Origin of the sequence: Acidiphilium sp. JA12-A1, from assembly GCF_000724705.2 — a bacterium.
In the GTDB taxonomy this organism is placed as follows: domain Bacteria; phylum Pseudomonadota; class Alphaproteobacteria; order Acetobacterales; family Acetobacteraceae; genus Acidiphilium; species Acidiphilium multivorum.
This window is the reverse complement of the sequence record NZ_JFHO01000031.1, coordinates 57,197-80,941: the sequence shown is the minus strand read 5'-3', so window position 1 is coordinate 80,941 and position 23,745 is coordinate 57,197. Positions and strand designations below refer to the sequence as shown.

At 68.3% G+C, this 23,745-nt stretch carries 21 protein-coding genes; 11 read left to right on the top strand and 10 right to left on the bottom strand.

Translation table 11 applies throughout. From position 1 onward, the window contains the following. Window positions 1-48: 48 nt before the first annotated feature. The gene (locus RT91_RS06200; protein ID WP_158320258.1) at window positions 49-951 is read right to left on the bottom strand and encodes an EAL domain-containing protein; all 903 of its coding nucleotides are present in this window, start codon (window positions 949-951) and stop codon (window positions 49-51) included. A 114-nt stretch (window positions 952-1,065) separates the two neighbouring features. Next, the gene (gene panC / locus RT91_RS06195; protein ID WP_011941603.1) at window positions 1,066-1,902 is read right to left on the bottom strand and encodes a pantoate--beta-alanine ligase; all 837 of its coding nucleotides are present in this window, start codon (window positions 1,900-1,902) and stop codon (window positions 1,066-1,068) included. A 201-nt stretch (window positions 1,903-2,103) separates the two neighbouring features. On the opposite strand from panC, the gene cydD reads away from it, so the two are divergent. Next, window positions 2,104-3,786 (top strand): thiol reductant ABC exporter subunit CydD, encoded by a 1,683-nt coding sequence (cydD, locus tag RT91_RS06190; RefSeq protein ID WP_035186226.1) that lies wholly within the window; start codon window positions 2,104-2,106, stop codon window positions 3,784-3,786. Then, on the top strand, window positions 3,786-5,429 hold the full coding sequence (gene cydC, locus RT91_RS06185) for a thiol reductant ABC exporter subunit CydC (protein WP_035186258.1): 1,644 nt from the start codon (window positions 3,786-3,788) through the stop codon (window positions 5,427-5,429). The genes cydD and cydC overlap by 1 nt, the downstream gene beginning before the upstream one ends. A 40-nt stretch (window positions 5,430-5,469) precedes the next feature. Here the strand turns inward: cydC and lpxC are convergent, their stop codons facing one another. Then, a complete protein-coding gene (lpxC, locus tag RT91_RS06180; protein WP_013639515.1) occupies window positions 5,470-6,420 on the bottom strand; it encodes a UDP-3-O-acyl-N-acetylglucosamine deacetylase in 951 nt (316 codons plus the stop codon). A gap of 255 nt (window positions 6,421-6,675) precedes the next feature. Between lpxC and ispD the strand changes: the two genes are divergently transcribed. Further along, a complete protein-coding gene (ispD, locus tag RT91_RS06175) occupies window positions 6,676-7,371 on the top strand; it encodes a 2-C-methyl-D-erythritol 4-phosphate cytidylyltransferase (protein ID WP_007421375.1) in 696 nt (231 codons plus the stop codon). A 30-nt stretch (window positions 7,372-7,401) separates the two neighbouring features. Here the strand turns inward: ispD and RT91_RS06170 are convergent, their stop codons facing one another. Beyond that, entirely contained in the window at window positions 7,402-8,325 is a 924-nt protein-coding gene (locus RT91_RS06170) for an EamA family transporter (RefSeq protein ID WP_007421374.1), read from the bottom strand. Further along, window positions 8,322-9,110, bottom strand: coding sequence for a creatininase family protein (locus tag RT91_RS06165; RefSeq protein ID WP_035186256.1), 789 nt, complete (start codon window positions 9,108-9,110; stop codon window positions 8,322-8,324). Before RT91_RS06165 ends, RT91_RS06170 begins: the two co-directional genes overlap by 4 nt. An 85-nt stretch (window positions 9,111-9,195) precedes the next feature. Here RT91_RS06165 and RT91_RS06160 point away from each other — a divergent pair, with 85 nt between their 5' ends. Both RT91_RS06160 and RT91_RS06155 read left to right on the top strand, forming a co-directional pair. Next, complete coding sequence (locus RT91_RS06160; RefSeq protein ID WP_011941597.1) at window positions 9,196-10,638, top strand: mannose-1-phosphate guanylyltransferase/mannose-6-phosphate isomerase; 1,443 nt, start codon at window positions 9,196-9,198, stop codon at window positions 10,636-10,638. Between the two features lie 88 nt (window positions 10,639-10,726). After that, complete coding sequence (locus RT91_RS06155) at window positions 10,727-11,815, top strand: PA0069 family radical SAM protein (protein WP_035186224.1); 1,089 nt, start codon at window positions 10,727-10,729, stop codon at window positions 11,813-11,815. A gap of 12 nt (window positions 11,816-11,827) precedes the next feature. Here the strand turns inward: RT91_RS06155 and RT91_RS06150 are convergent, their stop codons facing one another. From RT91_RS06150 to ald, 5 genes are read right to left on the bottom strand one after another with little or no spacing between them, the layout of a single operon-like run. Then, window positions 11,828-13,189, bottom strand: coding sequence for a glutamine synthetase family protein (locus tag RT91_RS06150; protein ID WP_007421370.1), 1,362 nt, complete (start codon window positions 13,187-13,189; stop codon window positions 11,828-11,830). 1 nt (window position 13,190) lies between these two features. Further along, on the bottom strand, window positions 13,191-14,567 hold the full coding sequence (locus RT91_RS06145; protein WP_035186222.1) for an aspartate aminotransferase family protein: 1,377 nt from the start codon (window positions 14,565-14,567) through the stop codon (window positions 13,191-13,193). A 56-nt stretch (window positions 14,568-14,623) separates the two neighbouring features. After that, a complete protein-coding gene (locus tag RT91_RS21370) occupies window positions 14,624-14,767 on the bottom strand; it encodes a capsid protein (protein ID WP_138919125.1) in 144 nt (47 codons plus the stop codon). 52 nt (window positions 14,768-14,819) lie between these two features. Beyond that, window positions 14,820-15,431, bottom strand: a complete 612-nt coding sequence (locus tag RT91_RS06140; protein ID WP_007421368.1) for a cupin domain-containing protein — start codon at window positions 15,429-15,431, stop codon at window positions 14,820-14,822. Window positions 15,432-15,433: 2 nt separating this feature from the next. After that, window positions 15,434-16,549, bottom strand: coding sequence for an alanine dehydrogenase (ald, locus tag RT91_RS06135; RefSeq protein WP_007421367.1), 1,116 nt, complete (start codon window positions 16,547-16,549; stop codon window positions 15,434-15,436). Window positions 16,550-16,972: 423 nt separating this feature from the next. Here ald and RT91_RS06130 point away from each other — a divergent pair, with 423 nt between their 5' ends. The 6 genes from RT91_RS06130 to RT91_RS06105 all read left to right on the top strand — a co-directional run bounded on the left by RT91_RS06130 (window position 16,973) and on the right by RT91_RS06105 (window position 23,715). Further along, window positions 16,973-18,046 (top strand): ABC transporter ATP-binding protein, encoded by a 1,074-nt coding sequence (locus tag RT91_RS06130; protein WP_231844475.1) that lies wholly within the window; start codon window positions 16,973-16,975, stop codon window positions 18,044-18,046. Beyond that, window positions 18,043-18,975 (top strand): ABC transporter permease, encoded by a 933-nt coding sequence (locus RT91_RS06125; protein WP_007421365.1) that lies wholly within the window; start codon window positions 18,043-18,045, stop codon window positions 18,973-18,975. The genes RT91_RS06130 and RT91_RS06125 overlap by 4 nt, the downstream gene beginning before the upstream one ends. A gap of 22 nt (window positions 18,976-18,997) precedes the next feature. After that, complete coding sequence (locus tag RT91_RS06120) at window positions 18,998-19,825, top strand: ABC transporter permease (RefSeq protein WP_240314214.1); 828 nt, start codon at window positions 18,998-19,000, stop codon at window positions 19,823-19,825. Window positions 19,826-19,897: 72 nt separating this feature from the next. Then, the gene (locus tag RT91_RS06115; RefSeq protein WP_011941593.1) at window positions 19,898-20,974 is read left to right on the top strand and encodes a spermidine/putrescine ABC transporter substrate-binding protein; all 1,077 of its coding nucleotides are present in this window, start codon (window positions 19,898-19,900) and stop codon (window positions 20,972-20,974) included. A gap of 135 nt (window positions 20,975-21,109) precedes the next feature. Beyond that, the gene (locus RT91_RS06110; protein WP_007421362.1) at window positions 21,110-22,450 is read left to right on the top strand and encodes a glutamine synthetase family protein; all 1,341 of its coding nucleotides are present in this window, start codon (window positions 21,110-21,112) and stop codon (window positions 22,448-22,450) included. Between the two features lie 5 nt (window positions 22,451-22,455). After that, a complete protein-coding gene (locus RT91_RS06105; protein WP_007421361.1) occupies window positions 22,456-23,715 on the top strand; it encodes an FAD-binding oxidoreductase in 1,260 nt (419 codons plus the stop codon). The last annotated feature ends 30 nt before the right edge of the window (window positions 23,716-23,745 follow it).

Here is a 23,745-nt window from a genome sequence, read left to right as displayed (position 1 = left end):
GCATTCTCTGGCCCGGATCGGGGCCTCGGGCAAGTTCCGGTGGCGGGTTCAGCCGTTCAGCCGCAGCCGCGCGCGCATCACATCCGCCGGCAATGCCGGGCCGACCCACGGTCCCTGAGCCTGGCCGATGCCGAGTTCGCGGGCCTTCTGCAATTCCGTCTCGGTCTCGATCCCGTCGATCGAGACGAGGACGTCGTAGCGGCGCGCAATATCGATCGCGGCACGGATCAGCACCACGTCCGGTCCGGCCGGATCGTTCACGAGCGCATGCGCCAGCCGGCGATCGAGCTTGAGGCCGGTGAACGGGAGCCGGGAGAGCAGCGCGAGGCCGCCGAACGCGTTCCCAAACCCTTCGAGGGTGACGCCGATTCCGGCTTCGCGCAGGCTGGCGATCTGCTGTTGCAACAGATCACCGCCGATGACGAGTTCGGCCTCGTCGATCAGGATGTCGATCCGGTGCGGCTCGATGCCCAGGGGATCCAGCGTCTGCAGCGCGACCTCGCCGATCAGGCCGTCCGCCAGCGCATGGCCGGACATCGGCACCGAAATCTGCCAGCGCGGCGGCCCGCAGGCCAGTTCTTCCGCCGCGATGCGCAGCGTGTGGCATAACATCTCGTGGCGAAGCGGCGCGCGGTCGATCCCGCGGAGGAGCGGCGCCACGGGCATGAGCCCGCGGCGGCGATTCGGCAGGCCGAGCCACAGTTCGGCCGAGACGAAGCCATCGCCGGGGGACGCGAGATCGAGCCGCGGCAGGTAGCGCAGAACAAAGCTGTCATTGCGGAGAGCCTCGGCGAGGCGGGCGGCGCGCTTGCGCTGCTCGCCCGCCTCGAGACGGCGAAGCGAGGCGCGTTCCCGACGCTCCGACTCGGTCCGCCCGGCGACAGGACGGCGCGACTGCACGGGCATCAGGCCAGAGGACGGCTGAAGGTCCGGAGACTGGGGTAAACTCAAGCGCCTTTGCTCCATCACGGCTGAACACCTGGCAGTGATGATGGCGCAGCGAGGTAAAATATAGCTTAACGGTGCAACATAAATGCGACCATCATCCTGCGGCGTCTCGATTTTTCAGACTGCGACCGTGTCGAGCAGGCGGGTCGTGCCGAGCCGCGCGGCGGCGAGGAGACGGGCGCCGTCGTCCGGAGCGGTCAGCGGCGCGAGGGTCCCGGCGTCAACCAGTTCGAGATAGTCGACGATGAAGCCGCCCTCAGCGAGCGCCCGCCGGCCGGCGGCCAGCGCCGCCGCCGCGGGCTCGCCGTCACGCAGGGCGGCGCGCACCCGGCGGAGCACCTGGTGGAGAAGCGGGGCACGGGCGCGGTCCGCAGGGTCGAGATAGCGGTTGCGCGATGACATGGCGAGGCCATCCTTCTCGCGCAGGGTGGGGCCGACAACGATCTCGACCGGCAGGAACAGGTCGGCCGCGACGCGGCGGATTACCTGCACCTGCTGCCAATCCTTCTCGCCGAAATAGGCGGCATCGGGACGGACCTGGCCGAGGAGCTTGACCACCACCGTCGCGACGCCGCGGTAGTGGCCGGGACGGACCGCGCCCTCAAGCACGACGGACAGGCCGGCAACCTCGACCGAGGTGGCATCGCCGGGCGGATACATCGTGGAGACCTCGGGCAGCCAGGCCAGCGCGCACCCGGCTTCGGCGAGCAGGGCGCAGTCGCGCTCGGGGTCGCGCGGGTAGCGGGTGAAGTCCTCATTCGGGCCGAACTGGGTGGGGTTGACGAAAATCGACGCCGCAACGACGTGGCCGGCCTCGCGCGCGGCGCGGACGAGCGAGAGATGCCCCTCATGCAGCGCGCCCATGGTCGGCACCAGGGCGAGGCGGGCGCGGCCACCATCCGTCAGCGCCGCGCGGGCGGCGCGGAGATCCGGAACATTGCGGACGATCTGCATGCTGTCTCTCCGTGAACGGCCTCGAGTTGCCGGGGGTTTTTGGGCGAAACCGGTCGCGGCGTCCATGCCCGGCAGCGGGCATGCGGCATGACGGAAGCGGCGGCGTGACATATTCGTGAAAGCATAAACAATCCGCGAGCCAACCGACCGGCAGGAGATGCCGCGCTTTTGAAATGGGCGAACTGCTTATATGTAGCCAGCATGGCACGGCAATCGTCTCCCGCGAAACAGTGGATCCGTCAGGAAATCAGGCTTGGAGGACGGCGCGCGCGGCTCGCGATCGGGCTCGGCATCGCCTCGGTGCTGGTTGCGATCGGGCAGATCGCCTGCGCGGCCGGGTTGCTTGCCGCCGCGATCGCACCGGGGCGGCTGCCGACGGCGCTCCTTGGACTCGGCTTCGTCACCGCCGCCCTGGTGCGGGCCGCGCTGATCGTCGGGCAGGAACACGAGGCGAGCCGGCTCGGCATCGCCGCGCGCCGGCGGCTGCGCAGCGATACGCTGGGACGGCTGATGAGCGCCGGGCCGGGGCTGCTGCGCGGGCGGCATTCGGCAGAACTCTCGATCATCGTCGTCGACCGGATCGAGGCGATGAACGGGCTCCACGGACGCTGGCTTCCTGCGGCGCGGCTCGCCGCGATCGGGCCGGCGCTCGTCGCTCTCGCCGCGGCGATCGCCGACTGGCGCAGCGGTGTGATCCTCGCATGCGCCGGCCTCCTGGTGCCGATGTTCATGGCGATCACCGGAATTGGCACCGGCGTCGCGGCCCGGCGACAGTTCACCGCCATGGCGCGCCTGCAGACCCGCTTCCTGGACCGTGTGCGCGGCATCGCCACCATTGTGCTGGCGGGGCGCGCCGAAACCGAGGCCGCAGCGCTTGGGCGCGCCGCGGACGAACTGCGCCTGCGCACGATGCGCATATTGCGGGTTGCCTTTCTCAACGCCACCGCGCTCGACCTGCTTGCCGCGGCGGCACTGGTTGGAATTGCCATCCGCTTCGCCGGCCCCCTGCTCGCCGGCCAGACGGCGCTGGCGCCGACCGCATTGTTCTGCGTGTTGCTGGTGCCGGAATTCTTCGCGCCGTTCCGCGCCTTCTCGGCCGTGTATCAGGACCGGATGACGGCACAGACCGCGGCCGAAGACCTTGTCGGCCTGCCCGAACCGACGGTGGCGGCGGTGCCGCCGGACGCGATCCGCAATGTGCCAGCCCAGGGCATCACCATCGCCTTTGAAGGCGTCGGCTTCGCCTGGGACCAGGAACGCGGCCCCGTGCTGCGGGATCTGAGCTTCCAGTTGCCCGCGGGCGAGACGATGATGCTGGTCGGCCCGTCGGGATCGGGGAAATCGACCATCATCGAGCTGCTGCTTGGCTATATCCGGCCGCAATCCGGGCGGATTACGCTGAACGGCGCACCGATCGAGACGATCGTGCCGACAGCGCTCGCCCGCATGACGGCGCTCATCAGCCAGCGGCCGGTGTTGTTCGCCGGGACGATCGAGGAGAACATCCGGCTCGGGCGACCGGAAGCGAGCGAGGCCGAACTGCTGGAGGCGGTGCGCCTTGCGCGCGTGAACGAATTTGCCGAGCGGCTGCCGGAGGGGCTGGCGACGCGGATCGGCGAAGGCGGCTACGGGCTGTCGGGCGGGCAGGCGCAGCGGATCGCCATTGCCCGCGCCTTTCTCAAGGATGCCAGCCTGTTGCTGCTCGACGAACCGACCGCCCAGCTCGATCCGGCGACGGAGCGCGAGGTGGTGGAAAGCCTCAAGCGGCTGGCGATCGGGCGGACCGTGGTGCTGGCCAGCCACGCGGCCTTCGCGCATGAATTCAGCGGCCGCAAGCTCGATCTTGGCGCGGCACAGACCGCGCGGCTCGAGGGGGTGGCGTGATGACGGACTCCGTGCTGGCGCCGCTGCTGCGGGTGATCCTGATCTGGCGGCGGCAGGCGCCGGCGATCGTGTTCGGCGCGCTGGTGGCACTGGCCTCGCTTGCCGCCGGGATCGCGCTGATGGCGGCGGCCGGCCACTATATCGCCGCCGCCGCGCTCGGCATCACCCTCGCGGTACCGGTGGCGCTGGAGGTGACCGGCGTCGCGCGGGTCGTGCTGCGCTATCTTGAACGGCTGACGACGCATGACGCGACATTCCGCGCGCTGGCGGCGCTGCGGCTCTGGTTCTACCGCGGGCTCGCGCGCAGCGCCGCCGGCGGCCTTGGCTTCCGCCGCTCCGGGGATGTGCTGGCGCGGCTGGTGAACGACATCGAGGCGCTGGACGGCGTGCTGCTGCGCCTGCTGATCCCCCTGCTCGGGGCGGCGATGCTGGTGCCGGTGCTGCTGGTCGCGGTCGCGCGCGACGACGAGACCGCCGCCGCCCTGGTGCTCGTGCTCTTCGCCGTGGTCGCCTTCGTGATGCCGTGGCGGGCAATGCTCGCGGCGCGGGCGGCCGCGGCGGACGAGACCGAGGCGGGCGGCGCATTGCGGGTTTCGGTTCTCGATACGCTGACCGGACTCCGCGAAATCAAGGTCTACGAGGCCGAGGGCCGGATGCTCGCCGGCGTGCAATGGCAGGAATCGCGGCTGTTCCGGGCCGAACGCGACCTCGCCGCGCGCGGAGGGGCGCTCCAGGGCCTCGCGTTTCTGGCCACCCAGGCGGCACTGCTTGCGGTGCTGCTGATTCATGGCGCGAATCCGGTCGCGGTGGTGGTGGCGGTGTTCGTCGTCGTTGCCGCCTTCGAGGTAGTGGGCGGCATGCCCCGGGCGGGCGTGACGGCGGGCCGCGCCTCCGCCGCCGCCTCACGCGTTATGCAGGCCGCCGAGGCCGAGCCGCGGGTGCGCGACCCGGCGCGGCCGGCGCCGATGCCGGGGAGCAACGCGCTCGCCTTCGAACATGTCGCCTTCCGCTGGACACCGGAGGGGCAGGCGGTGTTCGAGGATCTGTCGCTCGATATACCGGCGGGATCTCGTATCGCGGTGCTCGGGCCGTCCGGGGCGGGCAAGTCCACACTCGCGGCGCTGGCCCTCAAACTGGTTTCGCCGGATGAAGGACAGATCCGGCTCGGCGGCACCGATATTGCCACGCTGCGCTCGGCCGATGTGCGAAGGCGGATCGCGTGGCTGTCGCAGACGACGCATCTGTTCGCCGACACGATCCGCAACAACCTGCTGATTGGCCGCGACGATGCGGATGACGACGCGCTTTGGGCCGCGCTGGAGGCGGCTCGCATCGCCGATATGGTGCGCGCCCTGCCGGACGGGCTGGAGGCCTGGGTGGGCGAGCAGGGATCGCAGTTCTCGGGCGGCCAGGGCCGACGCCTCGCGCTGGCGCGCACGCTGCTGAGCCCGGCGCCGATCCTGATCCTCGACGAGCCGTGTTCGGGCCTCGATCTCGAGACCGAGCGCGCTTTCCTCGCGACGCTGAACAACACGCTGGAGGGGCGCACCGTGCTGATGATCACCCACCGGCTGACCGGGGTCGAAAGACTCGACCGGGTTTACCGGCTGCAGAACGGCAGGCTGACGCCGGCGGCCAGATGATCAGGAGTTATGGCAGCGCCGCGGACGGTGGCGCCCCGCGTCACGCAACGGCGGCGAGGTCCGGCTCCGCCACGCCGGCGAAGCGGTAGTTCGCACGATCGGCGAACAGGGCGCGGAGCAGCAGATTGTTGAGCCGGTGGCCGGTGCGGGCACCGACAAAGCGGCCGCGGATCGCGGCGCCAGCGAGGGCGAGATCGCCCACCACGTCGAGCAGCTTGTGGCGGACGAATTCATCCGGGCTGCGCAGGCCCTCGGGGTTGATCACCTCATCGCCGTCGACCACCACGGCGTTGGCGAGCGTGCCGCCGAGGGCAAGCCCGGCCTCGCGCAGGCGATCGATGTCCTGCTTCATGGTGAACGTGCGGGCGCGGGCCAGTTCGGCGGCGAAGCTCTCGGGCGTGATCTCGAGCGAGAGGGCCTGGCGGCCGATGGCACGGGCGGGAAAGTCGATCTGGAGCGCGGCGGAGAAGCCATATTCGCCTTGCGCCGCGGGCCGCAGCTCGGCGAAGGCAGAGCCGTCGCTCACGCGGACCGGGCGGCGGATTTCGATGATGTCGCGCGGCAAGCCTGTCTCGACGATGCCGGCACAGTTGAGAAGGAAGACGAACTCGGCCGCCGACCCGTCCAGGATGGGGATTTCCGGGCCATCGACCTCGACCAGCGCATCGTCGATACCGAGGCCTGCGAGCGCGGCCATCACATGCTCGACCGTGCCGATACGCGCCTCCGGCCGGGCCGGATCGGCCAGCACGGTGCAGAGCCTGGTGTCGGCCACGAGATCGTGACGGGCCGGAATCGTGACGCCGAGATCGGTCCGGCGGAAGCGGATGCCGCTGCCCGGCTCGGCGGCGGCAAAACGCAAATTCACCTCCTGGCCGCCGTGCAGCCCGACGCCGCGGCAGGAGATCGCCGCTCTCAGCCCACGTCGCGGCACCGGGACATCCTGCCCGGGTGCGACATGGCCATGAAACTGTGCGGCGGCATACATCATCTAATAGAAGCCTTGTCGGTGAGCGCAGGATGGCCGACCGCCATCCTTATTGCGCTGCAAACTAGCCCGGTCGGGCGTTATGGGGAAATCAATGAATATTTCTGATTATTTCTGTATAAGCCTATGATTTTGTTGTTTTCGTGGCGGGGCTGACATAATCCGATCACAAGCCCGCGCCAGGCGGTTTGCCTTTGCCGGCCGGTTCTGCTTTCAGGGAGCCGAAGCGCGGCGCCGCCGCGCCGAGCCGGGGACCGCATGACCGTTGCACTGATCGTCGCCGCCGGCCGGGGCCATCGCCTCGGCGGGCCCATTCCAAAACAGTATCGCCTGCTCGACGGCGTGCCGATCCTTCGCCGCACGGCGGAGGCACTGCGCCGGCATGCCTCGATGCGCGCCGTGTTCGTGGTGATCAATCCGGCGGACCGCGCGCTGTATGACGAGGCGATGTCGGGGCTTGGCCTGCCGGAACCGGTCGCTGGCGGCGCCTCGCGGCAGGAATCGGTGCGCAACGGGCTTGAGGCGATCGCCAGCGTCGCACCGGAGAGGGTGCTGATCCATGACGGGGTGCGGCCGTTCGTGGCGCCGGACGTGATCGGCGCGGTGATCGGCGCGCTCGACCGCGTGCCGGGCGCCGTGGTCGGCGTGCCGGTGACCGATACGCTGAAACGCTGCAGCGGCGCGATCGTGACCGGCACGGTGGACCGCGCCGATCTGTGGCGGGCACAGACGCCGCAGGGGTTCCGCTATGACGCAATTCTCGGCGCGCACCGGCTGGCGCAGACGGCGCATCGGGGGCGGGATTTCACCGATGACTGCGCGGTCGCCGAACTCGCGGGGCTGGCGATCGAGATGGTTCCGGGCAGCGAGGAGAATTTCAAGATCACCACGGAGGCCGACCTGCTGCGGGCCGAGGCGCTGCTTCGCGAACGGGCGCGCGCACTCGCGGGATAGGGCCGCCCTGCCCGGCCCCGGCGCGACGCCTTAACCGATTCCGGCCGCCGCGATCAGCACGACTCCAAGCCCGACCAGCACGAGACCGGTGATCTCGCCGCGTTTGGTGCGTTCGCGCAGGAAGAAATGGCCGACCGCGAGGGTGAACAGGATCTCGATCTGGCCAAGGCCACGCACCAGGGCGACGTTGGTCAGCGCGAATCCGGCGAACCAGCAGCCGGAGCCGAAGGCCGAGAGCACGCCGACCGGCGCGGCGCGGCGCCAGAGGGTGAAGCATTTCGCAAGCTCGGCCCGGTTCCGCAACGCCATGAAGCCGCCCTGTGCCAAGGTTTGCAGGGCGTTGGTCACGGTCAGGGTCAGCAGCGCCTTGAGCAGGACCGGCGTGTCGGCGCCAAGCGTCAGTGTTGCGTTGCGCAGCAGGATCGCGGTGACGGCGAAGCTGAAGCCCGAGCCGAGACCGCAAAGGGCGGCGGGCTGCGCCGAGGCGCGCAGCAGGTCGGCGGCCGAGAATTTCTGGCCGGCGAAGGACAGCGCGAGAACGCCGGCGACGGCAAGCATGATGCCGACGATCGCCTCGGGCGGGATGCGCACGCCAAGGACGAGGACGGAAAAGATGACGAGCTGCGCCGCCTCGGTCTTCGCATAGGCGGTGCCGACCACGAAGTTGCGATGGCCGAAGGCCATGATCAGCAGCATGGTGCCGAAGATCTGCGCGACGCCGCCGGCAAGACAGTCGAGCACGAAGGCGGGCGGGATCGCCGGCAGGGACCGCCGGAGCAGGAAGAGGGCGGCGCCGAGCAGCAGGATATCGGCCGGCAGAGCATAGACGAAGCGGACGAAGCCCGCCGCCGGGGCGCTGAGCGCGCCGCGCAGCCGGGCCTGCAGCGCCGTGCGCCAGACCTGGAACAGGGCGGCGGCGATGGTGATCGGAATCCAGGCGGGAACGAGGCTCATGTCAGGGAGGCCACATGGGCGCAGAACCGGACGGCGAGGGCGATGAGGTCGGCGATGACGGCGGCGCCGAGGGCGGGATCGGCGCCGGTGGCGTCAGCCGTGGCGGAGGACGGGGCGATTTCGGGATATTCGGCCGGAGCGTCGATCTCGACGTCCTCGAAGCCGATCGTGCCGAAGCCGATGACCGGGCAGCCGAGCAATCTGGCGCCGGGTGCGGGCTTCACCGCGAGGTCGGGCCGCGCGGCATCGGGGCGGAGGGCCAGGGTGATCGAGGCGAGCGGCTCGGCGCCGTGGCCGAACCGGCCGGCAGCGGGGCCGATGCGCCGCTCCATCAGCCGGCGGGCGACCTTCCAGAGATAGAACGAAGGGATGATCGGCCCGCCGGCGCGGCGGATCGAGAGGGTGACCTCATGCACCAGCGGCGCGTTGCCGCCATGACCGTTGAGGATGACGATGCGGTCGAGTCCGGTGCGCCGGAGATCGGCGATCAGGTCGGCGAGCACGGCGCGGAATGTCGCGGGCGCGAGGGCGAGGCCGCCGGGAACCGCGCCGAAATGGTCCGCCGCGCCGAAGGGCAGCGCGGGTGCGGCGAGCGTCAATGTGCCGGCCTCGGTTGCCGCCCGCGCGATCCGCCCGGTCAGGGCAGCGGCGAGGCGGAAATCGCCCATCGGTGCGTGGGCGCCCTGATCCTCCTGGCTGCCGAGCGGCAGGAGCACGAGCGGGCGGCGCGGCAGCAGGGCGCGCAGTTCGGCGCTTGTCAGATCGTCGAGCCCGGTCTTTTCCATTTTTTCATCCTGTTCCACACGACGCCATGCTGGACGCAATGGCGGCCCGCTGGCAATGAAGCTGCGATGATTTGGGGGAGCCTGCATGCCTGATCAGACACAAGCGCGCGACGCCGGAATCGTTCCGGTCATTCTTGCGGGGGGGACCGGCACGCGGCTGTGGCCTGTGTCGCGCAAATCCTATCCCAAGCAATTCTGGCCCCTGATCTCCTCGCGCACCATGTTGCAGGAGACGGCGTCGCGCGCGCAGGGCGAGCTGTTCGCGGCACCCATCGTGGTGGCGAACGACGAGCACCGCTTCATCGTCGCCGAGCAGTTGCGCGGCAGCGGGCACACGGGGGCGCGGATCCTGCTCGAACCCGTCGGGCGCAACAGCGCGCCGGCGATCGCGGCCGCCGCGTTCCTGGTGGCGGAGGGCGATCCGGATCAGGTCATGTGGATCATGGCCGCGGATGCCTCGATCGCGGATGCGGCCGCCCTCGGCCAGGCGCTTGGCATCGCCGCCGCCGCCGCGCGGGAGGGTCACATCGTGACCTTCGGCATGCGGCCGAGCGTGGCCGAGACCGGCTATGGCTATATCGAGCAGGGCGAGGCGCTCGCCGGGCATCATGGCGCGTTCCGCATCGCCCGCTTCGTCGAGAAACCCGATGCCGCGACGGCGGCGACGCTGATCGCCGACGGACGGCATTACTGGAATTCAGGCATGTTCGTCGCCACCGCCCGGACCATGCTGTCGGAAATGGAGCGCCTCGCTCCCGAAGTTGCCCGCAGCGTGCGCGCGGCATTCGACACGCGCCGCCCCGACCTCGATTTCATCCGGCTCGATGCGGAGGCCTTTCGCGGCTCGCCGGAAATCAGCATCGACTACGCGATTGCGGAAAAGACCGATCGCGCCGTGGTCGTGCCGGCCTCGCTCGGCTGGTCGGATGTCGGCTCGTGGTCGGCGATCTGGGAGATCGCGGAGAAGGATGCGGCAGGCAACGCGGCGCTCGGCGATGCGGTGATCGAGGACTCGACGGGTTGCTATGTCCGCAGCGACGGCGCGGTGACGGCGGTGCTCGGCCTCGAGAATACCGTTGTGGTCACAACGCCGGATGCCGTGCTGGTCGCGCACCGCGACAAGGCGCAGAACGTCAAGCGCGTGGTGGACGCGCTCAAGCGGCTGAAGCGCCCCGAGGCCGAGGATCACAACCGCGTCTACCGCCCCTGGGGGTTCTATGAGAGCCTGATCCAGGGCGACCGCTTCCAGGTGAAGCGTATCGTGGTGATGCCGGGCGCGAAGCTCAGCCTGCAAAAGCATTTCCACCGCGCGGAGCACTGGGTGGTGGTGGCCGGCTCGGCGCTGGTGACGCGGGACGAGGAGACGCTTCTCGTGCGCGAGAACGAGAGCATCTACCTGCCGCTCGGCTGCGTGCACCGGATGGAGAACCCGGGCAAGATTCCGCTGACCCTGATCGAGGTGCAGTCGGGCTCGTATCTCGGCGAGGACGACATCGTCCGCTTCGAGGATACATACGGGCGTAGCTGACGGGCGTAGCTGAAACAGTCCATGTTCCGTTTTTGTTCTTGACTTCGCGCCGGAATTCCGGTGTGTTGACCAAGAACGGAACGAGAACATGGAAACGGTCATTCCCCGAAAGCTGCGGCCGGATGGTCGCGGCACAAGACTGGACCCGCCGAACCGGTTCGAGACGGTGCGGCAGGACGCATTCGATGACGGCTGGGGCACGCTGGACGAAGCGCCGCCGCCACCGGCCACCGTGCTGATCCGCGATGCGACGAAATCGGTCATCAGCCGGAACGACAGCCCGGATCTCGGCTTCGATCGCGGGCTGAATCCCTATCGGGGCTGCGAGCATGGCTGCATCTATTGCTATGCGCGGCCGACCCATGCGTGGATCGGCATGTCGCCGGGGCTCGATTTCGAGACGAAGCTGGTCTTCAAGCCGGAGGCGGCGACGCTTCTGGAACGGGAGCTTTCGCGCAAGGGCTACCAGGCGGCGCCGATCGTGCTCGGATCGAACACCGACCCGTATCAGCCGGTGGAGCGGCAGCTGCGGCTGACCCGTGCGGTGCTGGAAGTTCTGGAGCGGTTCGGGCATCCGGTGTCCATCGTCACCAAGTCGGCCGGGGTGCTGCGGGATGTCGACATTCTCGGGCGGATGGCAGCGCGCAACCTGGCCCGTGTGCACCTCTCGGTGACGACGCTGGACGCGCGACTCGCGCGGGCGATGGAGCCGCGCGCGGCGGCGCCGGGGCGGCGGCTCGATGCGATCACCGGACTGAAGGCGGCGGGAATTCCGGTCGGCGTGCTGGCGGCGCCGATGATACCGGGGGTGAACGACGCCGAGCTCGAGCGGATTCTCGAGGCGAGCGCCAGGGCCGGCGCATCCTGCGCCAGCGCCATCCTGCTGCGCCTGCCGCACGAACTCGGCGCATTGTTCGAGGACTGGCTGAAGCGCACCATGCCCGACCGTGCCGCGCATGTGCTGAGCCTGATCCGCCAGACCCGCGGCGGCGCGCTCAACGATGCCGCGTTCGGCAGCCGGTTCCGCGGCAACGGCGCATATGCCGCGCTGCTGCGCGCGCGCTTCCACCGGGCGGCGCGGCAGTTCGGGCTGAGCGACGCGCCGCCGCCGCTCGATTGCGGGCAGTTCGCGAAGCCGCCGGCGAAGGCGGCATCCGCCCAGCTTTCGCTGTTCTGACGTGGCGCCGGGTCAGGCGTTCTTCAGATAGGCGTCGTACTCGACGTCCGAGATCCGGCGACGGAACTCGGCGATTTCCTGGCGCTTGCAGGCGGCGAAGATGGACTGGAAGCTTTCGCCGAAGATCGCGCGGGTAAGGGGCGAGCTGGCGAAGCGCTCGGTGGCCTGGCTCCAGGCGATTGGCAGGCGCGGCGCGGTGGCGGCCACCTTGTCGCCGAAGGTTTCCTCGCCCGGATCGGCCCCCTCCCCGATCCCCTTGTCCATCGCGCCGAGCAGAGCGGCGAGGACGAGATAGGGATTGCAGTCGGCCCCGGCGACGCGGTGCTCGATGCGGGCCGCGGCGGGGTCGGCATTGATCACCCGGATCGAGGACATGCGGTTGTCGTGCCCCCAGTCGCCAAAGACGGGCGCATGGGTGCCGGGGGCGAAGCGGCGGTAGGAATTGGCGTGCGGGGCGAAGGTCAGCATCGTGTCCGGCATCGCCGCGACGAGGCCGCCGAGCGCATGGTAGAGTGCCGGGGCGGCGCGCGCGGCATCGCCGGTGAAGACGTTGCGGCCGGCGCGGTCGAGCAGCGAAACATGGACATGCATGCCGCTGCCGGCCCAGTTGCCGAAGGGCTTGGCCATGAAGGTCGCGGCGAGGCCGTGCTTGCGGGCGATGTGCTTGACCGAGCGCTTGAACAGCACCGCATCGTCGGCCATGCGCAGCGCATCCGCCGCGTAGTGCAGCGTGACCTCGAACTGGCCGGGGCCGTTCTCGCTGATCAGCGTGTCGAGCGCGATCGACTGGGCGTCCGCCGCGCGCAGAAGATCGCGCAGCACGGGTTCGTAGTCGTGGATCTCCCAGAGCCCCAGCGTATCCGTCTGCCACCCGCGCCAGTGGCTTTCATCGGCGCCGCGCGGGGCGACACGCTGCCCGCCGGTCCGGTTCGGGTCGAGCAGGTAGAATTCCAGCTCGATCCCGACCGCCGCGGTGAGGCCGCGCGCGGCGAGGCGGTCGATCACGCGGGACAGCACGCCGCGCGGATCGGCGTAGAAGAGCGAGCCGTCCGGCTCCTGCATGGTGAGCAGCGCCTGGGCGGCGCGGCCCTCGGCCCAGGGCATGATGGCGACGCTGTGCGGCACGGCGAAGCACTTGCCGTCCGGGTCGCCGGTGTCGAAGGCGATGCCGCCCTCGACGATGTCCCGCCCCCAGATGTCGAGCAGGTAGGCCGAGCGCGGCAGGGCGACGCCGCCGGTAAACAGCGCGTCCGCCCGGTCGCGCTGCAGCCACTTGCCGCGGGGAACGCCGTTCACATCGATGATGAACGCCTCGATCAGCTCGCAATCGGCGAGCAGCGCGCGCCGGTCCGCCGACGCCGCCATCGCGTCCATGTCAGACCGCCATCTCGCCGCGCACTTCATTCATCGTCGCGGTGATGGCGCGACGGGCGCGGGCGACCATGTCATCGATTTCCGCTTCGCCGATGATCAGCGGCGGCGCGAACACCATCGTGTCGCGCACCGCGCGCATCACCAGGTCGTTGGCGAAGCAGTGGTCGCGGCAGATCGTGCCGACGCGGCCCGTCTTCTCGAAGGGGCGGCGGGTGCGCCGGTCGGCGGTCAGCTCGATCGCGCCGATCAGGCCGACGCCGCGGATCTCGCCGACGATCGGCAGGTCGTCCAGCGCGGCATGCAGCCTTTCGCGCAGGATCTCGCCGCTGGCGGCGGCGCGGGCGGCAAGATCCTCGCGCTCGATGATGTCGAGATTGGCGAGGGCGACGGCGCAGGAGACCGGATGACCGGAATAGGTGAAGCCGTGATAGAACTCGCCGGTCTCGTTGATCAGCACCTCGGCCACGCGGTCACCCACCATGACGGCGGAGAGCGGCGCGTAGCCGGAGGTGATGGCCTTGGCGAGGGTCATCATGTCAGGCTGGATGCCGAAGGTTTCGCAGCCGAACATGCGGCCGGTGCGGCCGAAGCCGCAGATCACCTCGTCGGCGATCAGCAGGATGTCGTTCTCGCGGCAGATGCGCTGGATTTCCGGCCAGTAGGTCGCGGGCGGGATGATGACGCCGCCGGCGCCCTGGATCGGCTCGCCGATGAAGGCGGCGATGTTGTCGGCCCCGAGTTCGGCGATTTTCGCTTCCAGCGCGCGGGCGGCGTGCAGGCCGAACTCCGCCGGGTCCATCTGGCTGCCGCGGCCATACCAGTAGGGCGGCATGATATGGGCGAAGTCGGGCAGCGCGGCACCCTGGCGGTGCATGTCCTTCATCCCGCCGGCGGCAGCACCCAGCGTGGTGGAGCCGTGATAGCCGTATTCGCGGCCGATGACGATGCGCTTGGCGGGTTTGCCGCGTGTGATCCAGTAGGTGCGGGCCATGCGCAGCGCGGTATCGACCGCTTCGGAGCCGGAGCAGGCGAAGAAGGCGTGGTTCAGGTCGCCCGGCGCCATCGCGGCGAGACGCTCGGCGAGGGCGATGACCGGGCGCGTCGAGGTCTTGAAGAAGGTGTTGTAGAAGGGCAGCGCGCGCATCTGCGCCGCCGAAGCCTCGACCAGTTCCTCGCGCCCGTAGCCGGCGGCGACGCACCAGAGGCCGGCCATCGCATCGAGGACGCGGCGGCCCTGATCGTCGGTCAGCCAGACGCCGTCACCGCCGGTGATGATGCGGACGCGCCCCTCGTGGAGGGATTTGTGGTCGGAAAACGGGTGGAGATGGTGGGCAGCGTCGGCCGCCTGCCAGTCGAAGGCAATGGTCTGGTCGGACATGATCTACTCCGTTGTGTCGTGCGTGGGTGACGGCCGGGGCCGCGTGACGGCAACGATCAGGAGCGGGGCGGGCTGAAACCGATTCGCGCGCAGAGGCGCAGCATCTCGGCTTGCAGGTCGAGGCCGGCGCGCGGGGCGACGAGGCGGAGCGTCGCCGCGCGGCGGGCCGGATCGGACCTGGTTTCACCGAAGCGTGTCATCGCGTGACACAGTATCGGCTCCGGCGGCGCTGTTCAACCGGAATGTGCCGGTTCAGAAGCTCGGCGGTGTGTTGGCGCTGATCACCTCGCAGACCTCGTCGAACGGGTTGCGGAAGCGATGCGGGATCCGGCTGCGGAAATAGTAGGCCTCGCCGGCGCCGAGGGTGCGTTCCTGGTCGCCGACGGTGACGACGATGCGGCCGCGGATGATGACGCCAGCCTCCTCGCCCTCGTGACGGAGCATCGCCTCGCCGGTATCGGCGCCGGGGCTGTAGGTTTCGTGCAGCATCTGCAATGCCCGGTCCTTCAGGCGCCGACCGACCATGCGGAAGGAGATCCGCTCGTCGAAGGCGATTTCGGTAAGGTCGGCGGCGGTGAAGAACACATCCTCCGGCGCGGTCAGATCGAGCGTGAAGAACTCGGCGAGGGACATCGGGATGCCATCGAGGATTTTCTTCAGCGAGGAGATCGACGGGCTGACCCGCCCCTGCTCGATCAGCGAAATGGCGCCGTTGGTCACGCCGGCGCGACGGGCAAGCTCGCGCTGGGTGAGGCCGAAGATCTGGCGCATCCGGCGCAAACGCGCGCCGACGCCCGCATCGGCGGCGGTTGCCGGATCGGATGGATCGGGAGGGTCTGGCGGTTCGGGCGCGTCGGCGTCCATGCTCAGGCGAGAACCTGCTCGACCGGCAGCAGGTCGTGACCGAGGGCTGCGGCGACCGCCGGGTGGACGATCCGCCCGTTAGCGACGTTGAGACCGGCGCGCAGATGCGGATCGGCGCGAAGGGCCTCGCGCCAGCCCTGCCCGGCGAGGCGCAGCGCGTAGGGCAGCGTCGCCTGGGCGAGGGCGAAGGTCGAGGTGCGGGGGACGGCGCCCGGCATGTTGGCGACGCAGTAATGCACGACGCCGTCGACCACGTAGGTCGGGTTGTCGTGCGTGGTGGGCTTGCTGGTCTCGAAGCAGCCGCCCTGGTCGATCGCGACATCGACCAGCACGGCGCCGCGGCGCATGTGGCCGAGCATGTCGCGCGTGACCAGCTTCGGCGCCGAGGCGCCGGGGACGAGGACCGCGCCGATGACGAGATCGGCGTTGAAGACGGTCTGCTCCAGCGCTTCCGTGGTGGAGAACATCGTTTTCAGCCGCGGCCCGTAGAGATCGTCGAGCTGGGCGAGGCGGGCGATCGACTTGTCGAGGATGGTGACATCGGCGCCCATGCCGAGAGCGATGCGGGCCGCGTTAGTGCCGACCACGCCGCCGCCGAGCACGACCACATGGGCAGGCGGCACGCCGGGCACGCCGGCGAGCAGGACGCCGAAGCCGCCTGCGGCCTTCTGCAGCGACACGGCACCGACCTGCACCGCCATGCGGCCGGCGACCTCGCTCATCGGCGCCAGCAGCGGCAGGCGGCCTTGCGCGTCGGTCACAGTTTCGTAGGCGATGGCGATGGCGCCCGACTGCATCAGCAGCTTCGCCTGCTCCGGATCGGGGGCGAGGTGGAGATAGGTGAAGAGGATCTGACCCGGGCGCAGGCGGCGGCATTCCTCGGGCTGCGGCTCCTTCACCTTCACGATCATCTCGGCTTCGGCAAAGACGGTTGCGGCATCCGCGGCGATGGCGGCACCGGCGCGCACATAGGCCGCATCGTCCATGCCGATCCCCTCCCCCGCGCCGGTTTCAACCAGCACGCGGTGGCCGTTTGCGTGCAGCTCGCGCACCGAAGCGGGCGTGAGGCCGACCCGGAATTCGTTGTTCTTGATCTCCCGCGGAACGCCGATCAGCATGGACAGAATCCTTTCGCGACGCTGTAGTGTTTAGAATAATAATCAGAGCCTAGCCGCGCCATCCCGCTCGCGCAACCAGCTTACGCGATCGTCGCTTACATTCCGCAAAGAAAGACCAAATCTTTCAACCGAAATCCTGTGCCGTCCCGGGAAATTTCGACATCATGATATTTTGTCGTTGATTATTCTTGACGACCGTCGCGACTTTCGCGATGCTTTGCGCATTGGGAGCATAAGCCAGCACAAGAACCGAACCGTCCGGCAGGGACCACCTGCCCGAAAGCTGGGAGATCGCATGAAGTGGATTACTGCGCCGGAACGCCGTGGCGCCGCGCGAACGTCATCAACGGGGGCTTGCGGCTGATGGCGGGCCCGGTAGTCTCGGCGGCCATGAAACCGCACGACGCAGCAAGCGAACCGGCCGTGGCCGATCGACGCGGCCAGATTGTCCTCGAAGACATCAGCCGCGTTTTCGCCGCCGATGTCGTTGCCGTAGACCGCATCAATCTGGTGATACATCCAGGCGAATTCTTCACGCTGCTCGGCCCTTCCGGCTGCGGCAAGACCACGTTGCTGCGCATGATCGCCGGTTTCGAGACACCCGATTCCGGACGCATCCTGGTCTCCGGGCGAGAGATGCAGGCGGTGCCGGCGCATCGCCGCCCGGTGAACACGGTGTTCCAGTCCTATGCGCTGTTCCCGCATCTGACGGTGGCGGAGAACATCGCCTTCGGGCTGCGGATGCGGGGGGTCGCGAAGGCCGAACGGCGCGAGCGGACACGGCGGATCATGGAACTGCTGCAGATCGACGCCTTCGCCAATCGCAATCCGGCGCAGCTTTCCGGCGGGCAGCGCCAGCGCGTTGCCCTCGCCCGCGCGCTGGTCAACGAGCCCGAGGTGGTCCTGCTCGACGAACCGCTTTCCGCGCTCGACGCCAAGCTGCGCGCGGAATTGCAGGTCGAGCTGATGCGGATGCAGAAAAGGCTTGGCATGACCTTCATTTTCGTCACCCACGACCAGCACGAGGCGCTGGTGATGAGCGACCGGATCGGGGTGATGCAGCGGGGGCGGCTGCTCCAGGTCGGACCGGTGCTTGATGTGTATGAGCGGCCTTCGAGCGTTTTCGTCGCCGAATTCCTGGGGCTGTCGAATATCTGGCCAGTCACCGCCCTGCCCGGCGGGCTGATTGACACGCCGCTCGGACCGCTGGCGATCGGCAACCCGGATCCGGCCTCCGGCACGGCGATGATCCGGCCCGAGAAGATCTGGATGTACAGCGAAAGCGGCGCACCGACGGGGCGGCCGAACATGGTTGCCGGCGTGGTGCGCGAGGCGATCTACATGGGCGCCTCGACGCAGTACCGGGTGGAGCTGGAAAATGGCGCGCCGCTGCTCGTCTACGACACCAACAACCAGGCGGCCGAACGCAGCTGGCGGCCCGGCGAGGCGGTGACCTGCGAGCTGAAGCCCGAAAATATCGTGCTCATCGGCTCATGAGCGCAACGACGGCAGACGCACGGCGAGGCAGTGCCGCGCGGGCGGAGCGCCTCGGCCGCGCCTTGCGGCTTTGGGTCACCGCCGGGCCGGGCCTCACCTGGATCGTGCTGTTCCTCGTATTGCCGAGCGCCATTCTGCTCGGCATCGGTTTCTTCACCTCGGGCAGCTATGGTGGACCCGAATTGCCGCTAACCCTGCAGCCGTTGCGCGAGGTTGCCGGCTATTCGATCCTGGGCTGGAGTTCCGGCAACATCACGGTGCTCGTGCGGTCGCTCATCCAGGCAATGAGCGCCGGCGTGCTGACGGTGCTGTTCGCCTATCCGGTCGTGTTCTACATCGTCACCCGCCCGCCGGCGGCACGGCCACTTCTGCTGCTGTTCATCGTGCTGCCGTCCTGGACCAACCAGGTGGTGCGGACCTATGCGTGGATGGAGCTGCTCGGGCCGGAATCGGCGCTGTCGCATCTCGTGCAGTCGCTCGGGCTGCTGCAGCCGCATCTCGGCCTGTTTCCGGGCGTGCTCGCGATGCAGATCGGGCTGACCTACAATTATTTGCCCTACATGGTCGTGCCGCTCTACGCCGCGGCGGAGAAGCTCGACTGGGCGCTGGTCGAGGCCGGGCGGGATCTCTACGCCTCCGGCCCCAGGCTGTTCTGGAACACGGTGTTTCCGCAGACGCTGCCGGGGCTGCTCTCGGGCATCATCCTCGTCGTCATCCCGGCCTTCGGCGATTACGTGGTGCCGACGCTGCTCGGCGGCGGCAAGTCGATGATGATCGGCTCGCTGATCGCCTCGCAGTTCCTGGAAACGCCGAACTGGCCCTACGGGGCGGCGCTGACGATCTTCATGCTGGTGTTCACCTGTGCGGGGCTGCTCGCCTTCCGCGTGCTGAGCAAGCGGCTCGGCGGCGCCGAAGAGAGCATGATGTGAGGCGCGGATGATGGCCATCTCGATGGGAAAATCGACGCGCCGTTCGCTGCTGGCGATGAGCCTGCCGGTCTATCTGCTGCTCTATGCGCCGCTCCTTCTGATCGCGATCTTTTCCTTCGCGCCGCCGCCGCTGGCCAAGGGGCAGACCTTCTACTGGTATGCCGACCTGCTGCATTCGCCCGAGGTCATCGCGGCGTTCCGGCGATCGCTGACGCTGGCGATCGGCTCCTCGATCCTGGGGACGGCTCTGGGCACGCTGATGGGCTTCGGCCTCTATCGTTACCGCGACCGCAACGCGACCGGCATCGCCAGCGCGCTGCCGAGCCTGATCATCTACACGCCGATCATCATGCCGAGCCTGGTGTTCGGGATTTCGGAGCTGATCTTCTTCAGCTTCATCCACAGCGCGACCGGATTTCTGGCCGCCGGGCTGCTGACGATGGGCATCGCGCATGTCACCTTCGAGGCACCGTTCGTCGCCCTCGTGGTGTTCGCGCGGCTGTCGGGGCTTGATCCGAACATGTTCGAGGCCTCGCACGATCTCTACGCCGATGCGCGGCAATCCTTCCTGCACCTGACCGTGCCGGTGATCCGGCCGGCGATCATCGGCGGTTTCCTGCTCGCCTTCACGCTGTCGATCGACGATTTCACGATCAGCTTCTTCACCGCCGGGCCGGGCAGCACGACGCTGCCGATCTACATCTACAGCGCGGTGGCGCGGAAGGGCGTGTCGCCCGACATCAACGCGCTGGCCACGCTGATGATCGCCACCGTCATCGGCACCGGGCTGCTGCAATACATGTTCACGAGAAACCGGGCGCGAAAGCTCGTCGCGCGACCTGGAGACTGAGACGGACGAGCCGCACAGGCAACGGATGACGACGCGGCAACGCGGATGAATCAACGCTACAGGAGGTTTTTGATGAAGGGACTCATGGGGAAGATCGCGGGAGGTGCGCTTGCCGCGCTCATCGCGATCGGCGGTGGCGCGCCGGCCGCGCATGCCGCGGGCAAGACGCTCTACCTGTTCAACTGGCAGGACTATATCGGCAAGGGCCTGATCAAGAAGTTCGAGGCCTATTGCGGCTGCAATGTCGTGCAGACGTACTACGATTCGAATTCCGAACTCGACGCGAAGCTGCGTGCCGGCGGCGACTCGCAGTATGACGTGGTCGTCCCGTCGAGCTACTACATTCCGCAGCTCGTCCAGCAGGGGCTGATCCGCAAGCTCGACAAGTCCAAACTGCCGAACTTCAAGAATTTGCTGCCGCGCTTCCAGAACGTCAGCTACGATCCGCACGACACTCACGTCGTCCCCTATCAGTGGGGCACGATCGTGATCGGCTACAACAAGGACAAGATCAAGAACCCGCCCGAGAGCTGGGCAGCACTGTTCGACCCGAAATACAACGCGAGCTACCCGTTCTCGATGATGAAGGGTTCGGGGCGCGATCTGATCGGGGCGGCCTGCGCCTATCTCGGCGAGGGCTTCGCCTGCAAGACCAAGGCCGCCTGGATCAAGGCGGCGAAACTGATCGAGAAGCAGGTCAAGCGGCCGAACTTCTCCGGCTTCGTCGATGGCGATCCGACGATGCAGCAGCTCAAGAAGGGCGTCGTCGCGATCGGGATGACCTGGAGCGGCAGCGTCGCGCAGTGCTATGCTGACAAGACCTGCCTCAATATCGGCTGGATCCTGCCCAAGGAAGGCTCGGAGGCCTGGGTGGACAACATGGCGATCCCGACCCACGCACCGAATCCCGAGCTCGCCTACAAGTTCATCAACTTCATCCTCGGCGCCAAGGAGGGGGCGGAGCTGTCGAACTTCAACATGTATCCGAGCCCGAATGCGGCCTCGGAGCCGTATCTCGACAAGGCCATCAAGCAGCCGCTGGTCACGCCGACCGCGGCGCAGATGAAGCGGCTCAGCTTCCTTCCCGCGCTGACGCCGGCGCAGGCCAAGGAATTCGGTGCGATCTGGACCGCGGTCCGCCAGCACTGAACGACGACGGCGCGCCCGAGCCGGGCGCGCCGGAACCGTGGCGGCGGGACCGCGGACCCCACGCCACACATCCGAAACCGGGCATCGTCGCCGGTGGAACATCATGTTCCCGCCGGGACTGCTCCTGAGGCACACATGACCGACCTGGCCGAATGGTTCAACGAACACCGCATCACTGAAGTGGAGTGTCTGGTTCCCGATATTACCGGCATCCCGCGTGGCAAGATCATGCCCGCGCAGAAATTCCTTCGCGGCGGCGCACCTCGCCTGCCGGAGAGCATTTTCATCCAGTCCGTGACGGGAGAATATCCGGAAGACCCGGAAGACACGCTGACCGACCCTGCGATCATCGACATCAACCTGATCCCCGATCCCGCGACCGTCCGCCTCGTGCCCTGGGCGCATGAGCCGACAGCGCAGATCATCCACGACTGCCAGTATTCGAATGGCCGACCGGTGACGATCGCGCCACGGCAGGTACTGCGCCATGTGCTCGAACTCTACAAGGAGCGTGGCTGGCAACCCGTCCTCGCGCCGGAACTGGAGTTCTATCTGGTCGGGCGCAATACCGACCCTGACTACCCGTTAGTGCCGCCGGTCGGCCGCTCCGGGCGGCAGGAAACCGGGCGGCAATCCTACTCGATCGACGCGGTGAACGAATTCGATCCGCTGTTCGAGGAGATGTACGATTTCTGCGAAATGCAGGAACTTGATCTCGACACGCTCATCCACGAGGAAGGGGCGGCCCAGGTCGAGATCAACTTCCTGCACGGCGATCCGCTGAACCGGGCCGATCAGGTGTTTCTCTTCAAGCGCACGGTTCGCGAGGTCGCGCTGCGCCACGACATGTATGCCACCTTCATGGCCAAGCCGATGGGCCAGGAGCCGGGCAGCGCCATGCATGTGCACCAGAGCGTGGTCGACCTCGAAACCGGGCGAAACCTGTTCGCCGACCAGGACGGGCGGCCGAGCCAGCTTTTTCTTTCCTTCATTGCCGGATTGCAGAAATACATTCCGGCGATCATGCCGATCTTCGCGCCGAACGTGAATTCCTATCGCCGGCTCACGCGGTTTTCCAACGCGCCGATCAACCTGCAATGGGGGCATGATAACCGGACCTGCGGCCTGCGTGTGCCTTACGGCGAGGCCGGCGCGATGCGCGTCGAGAACCGCGTGCCGGGGGCGGACGCGAATCCCTATCTCGCCTTCGCCGCCTCGCTCGCCTGCGGCTATCTCGGCATGATGGAAGGGCTGACGCCGACTCCGGCCTTCCGCGGCTCGGCCTATTCGCAGCCCTATTCGCTGCCGCGCGAACTCTCGCACGCGCTCGAGATGATGGAACAGGCGCGGCCGCTGATCGACATTCTCGGGCAGAAGCTCGTCGAGGTGTTCGTCGCGGTGAAGCGGCTCGAATACGAGACCTATCTGCGGGTGATCAGCTCGTGGGAACGCGAACACCTGCTGCTGAACGTCTGAACCGCATGGCCCTGTCGAACTACTACGAGACCACGGCGCGGTATGACGCGACGACGGCGCCGCTCGAAGGCGACCTGCGCTGCGATGTCGCGATCATCGGCGCGGGAATGACCGGATGCTCGGCGGCGCTGCACCTCGCCGAGCGGGGCTATCGCGTGGTCGTGCTGGAGGGCGAGCGCATCGGCTTCGGCGCCTCGGGGCGGAACGGCGGGCAGGTGCTGCCGGGCTTCGCCGCCGATCTCGGCAAGCTCCGGCGGCTCGCCGGCGATTCTGTGGCGAAGGCGCTGTGGGAGATGTCGATCGAGGCGGTGGACCTCGTGCACGCGCAGATCGCGCGGTTCGCGATGCCGTGCGACCCGCGGCGGGGCTATCTGCATGTGGCGGTGAAGGACCGGCAGGTGGGCGAGCTCGAAGCCTGGCAGCGGGAACTCGAGGCGCTCGGGCTGGAGGGGTTCCGGCTGCTGCGCGGTGCGGCGCTGCAGGAGCGGCTGCGCAGCCCGCGCTACCTCGCCGGGCTGCTCGACCCGGTCGCGGGCCATATCCATCCGCTGAACTACACGCTTGGCCTTGCCCATGCGGCGATGGCGGCGGGCGCCGTGATCCATACGGGCACGCGGGTCGCATCGATCACGTCGGGGGACGAGGTGGTGCTGAAGACGGCGCGCGGCAGCGTGCGCGCGGGGCATCTGCTGATCTGCGGCAATGCCTATCTCGGCACGCTGGTGCGGCCGATCGCCGGCTATGTGATGCCGGTCGGCACCTATATCGTCGCGACCGAGGCGCGGGCGGATGTGCGCGACCTCATTCCGCATGACGAGGCGGTGGCGGACCTCAATTTCGTGCTCGACTATTTCCGCCGCAGCGCCGACGACCGGATGCTGTTCGGCGGGCGGGTGTCCTATTCCACGCTGCCGCCGCCCAATCTCGGCGCGGCGATGCTGGCGCGGGCGAAGCGGGCCTTTCCGCAACTCGCGGATGCGCGGGCAGAGCATGTGTGGGGCGGCAATGTCGCGATCACCCGCAACCGGCTGCCACATTTCGGCCGGCTCGGCCGCAACGTGCTGTTCGCCCAGGGGTTTTCCGGGCACGGTGTGGCGCTGACCGGGCTCGCGGGCCGGCTGATGGCCGAGGCGGTGGCCGGCCGCGCCGAGCGGTTCGACACCTTCACCCGCATTCCGCATGCGCGGTTTCCGGGCGGCCCGCTGCTGCGGATGCCGACGCTGGTGCTGGCGACGAGCTGGTTCCGGCTGCGGGACATGCTCTGACCGGGTTGCCAGAAACAACAACCTGTGGTT

Bases quoted from the DNA above. Each gene is read 5' to 3' on its own strand.
- panC (WP_011941603.1), bottom strand. From the start codon at position 1,902: ATGCAGATCGTCCGCAATGTTCCGGATCTCCGCGCCGCCCGCGCGGCG.
- RT91_RS06155 (WP_035186224.1), top strand. From the start codon at position 10,727: ATGGAAACGGTCATTCCCCGAAAGCTGCGGCCGGATGGTCGCGGCACA.
- ald (WP_007421367.1), bottom strand. From the start codon at position 16,549: ATGCTGATCGGCGTTCCGCGGGAGATCAAGAACAACGAATTCCGGGTC.
- RT91_RS21370 (WP_138919125.1), bottom strand. From the start codon at position 14,767: ATGACACGCTTCGGTGAAACCAGGTCCGATCCGGCCCGCCGCGCGGCG.
- RT91_RS06170 (WP_007421374.1), bottom strand. From the start codon at position 8,325: ATGAGCCTCGTTCCCGCCTGGATTCCGATCACCATCGCCGCCGCCCTG.
- RT91_RS06160 (WP_011941597.1), top strand. From the start codon at position 9,196: ATGCCTGATCAGACACAAGCGCGCGACGCCGGAATCGTTCCGGTCATT.
- RT91_RS06115 (WP_011941593.1), top strand. From the start codon at position 19,898: ATGAAGGGACTCATGGGGAAGATCGCGGGAGGTGCGCTTGCCGCGCTC.
- cydD (WP_035186226.1), top strand. From the start codon at position 2,104: ATGGCACGGCAATCGTCTCCCGCGAAACAGTGGATCCGTCAGGAAATC.
- RT91_RS06150 (WP_007421370.1), bottom strand. From the start codon at position 13,189: ATGGACGCGATGGCGGCGTCGGCGGACCGGCGCGCGCTGCTCGCCGAT.
- RT91_RS06165 (WP_035186256.1), bottom strand. From the start codon at position 9,110: ATGGAAAAGACCGGGCTCGACGATCTGACAAGCGCCGAACTGCGCGCC.
- RT91_RS06105 (WP_007421361.1), top strand. From the start codon at position 22,456: ATGGCCCTGTCGAACTACTACGAGACCACGGCGCGGTATGACGCGACG.
- RT91_RS06125 (WP_007421365.1), top strand. From the start codon at position 18,043: ATGAGCGCAACGACGGCAGACGCACGGCGAGGCAGTGCCGCGCGGGCG.
- cydC (WP_035186258.1), top strand. From the start codon at position 3,786: ATGACGGACTCCGTGCTGGCGCCGCTGCTGCGGGTGATCCTGATCTGG.
- lpxC (WP_013639515.1), bottom strand. From the start codon at position 6,420: ATGATGTATGCCGCCGCACAGTTTCATGGCCATGTCGCACCCGGGCAG.
- RT91_RS06145 (WP_035186222.1), bottom strand. From the start codon at position 14,567: ATGTCCGACCAGACCATTGCCTTCGACTGGCAGGCGGCCGACGCTGCC.
- RT91_RS06120 (WP_240314214.1), top strand. From the start codon at position 18,998: ATGGGAAAATCGACGCGCCGTTCGCTGCTGGCGATGAGCCTGCCGGTC.
- RT91_RS06140 (WP_007421368.1), bottom strand. From the start codon at position 15,431: ATGGACGCCGACGCGCCCGAACCGCCAGACCCTCCCGATCCATCCGAT.
- RT91_RS06110 (WP_007421362.1), top strand. From the start codon at position 21,110: ATGACCGACCTGGCCGAATGGTTCAACGAACACCGCATCACTGAAGTG.
- ispD (WP_007421375.1), top strand. From the start codon at position 6,676: ATGACCGTTGCACTGATCGTCGCCGCCGGCCGGGGCCATCGCCTCGGC.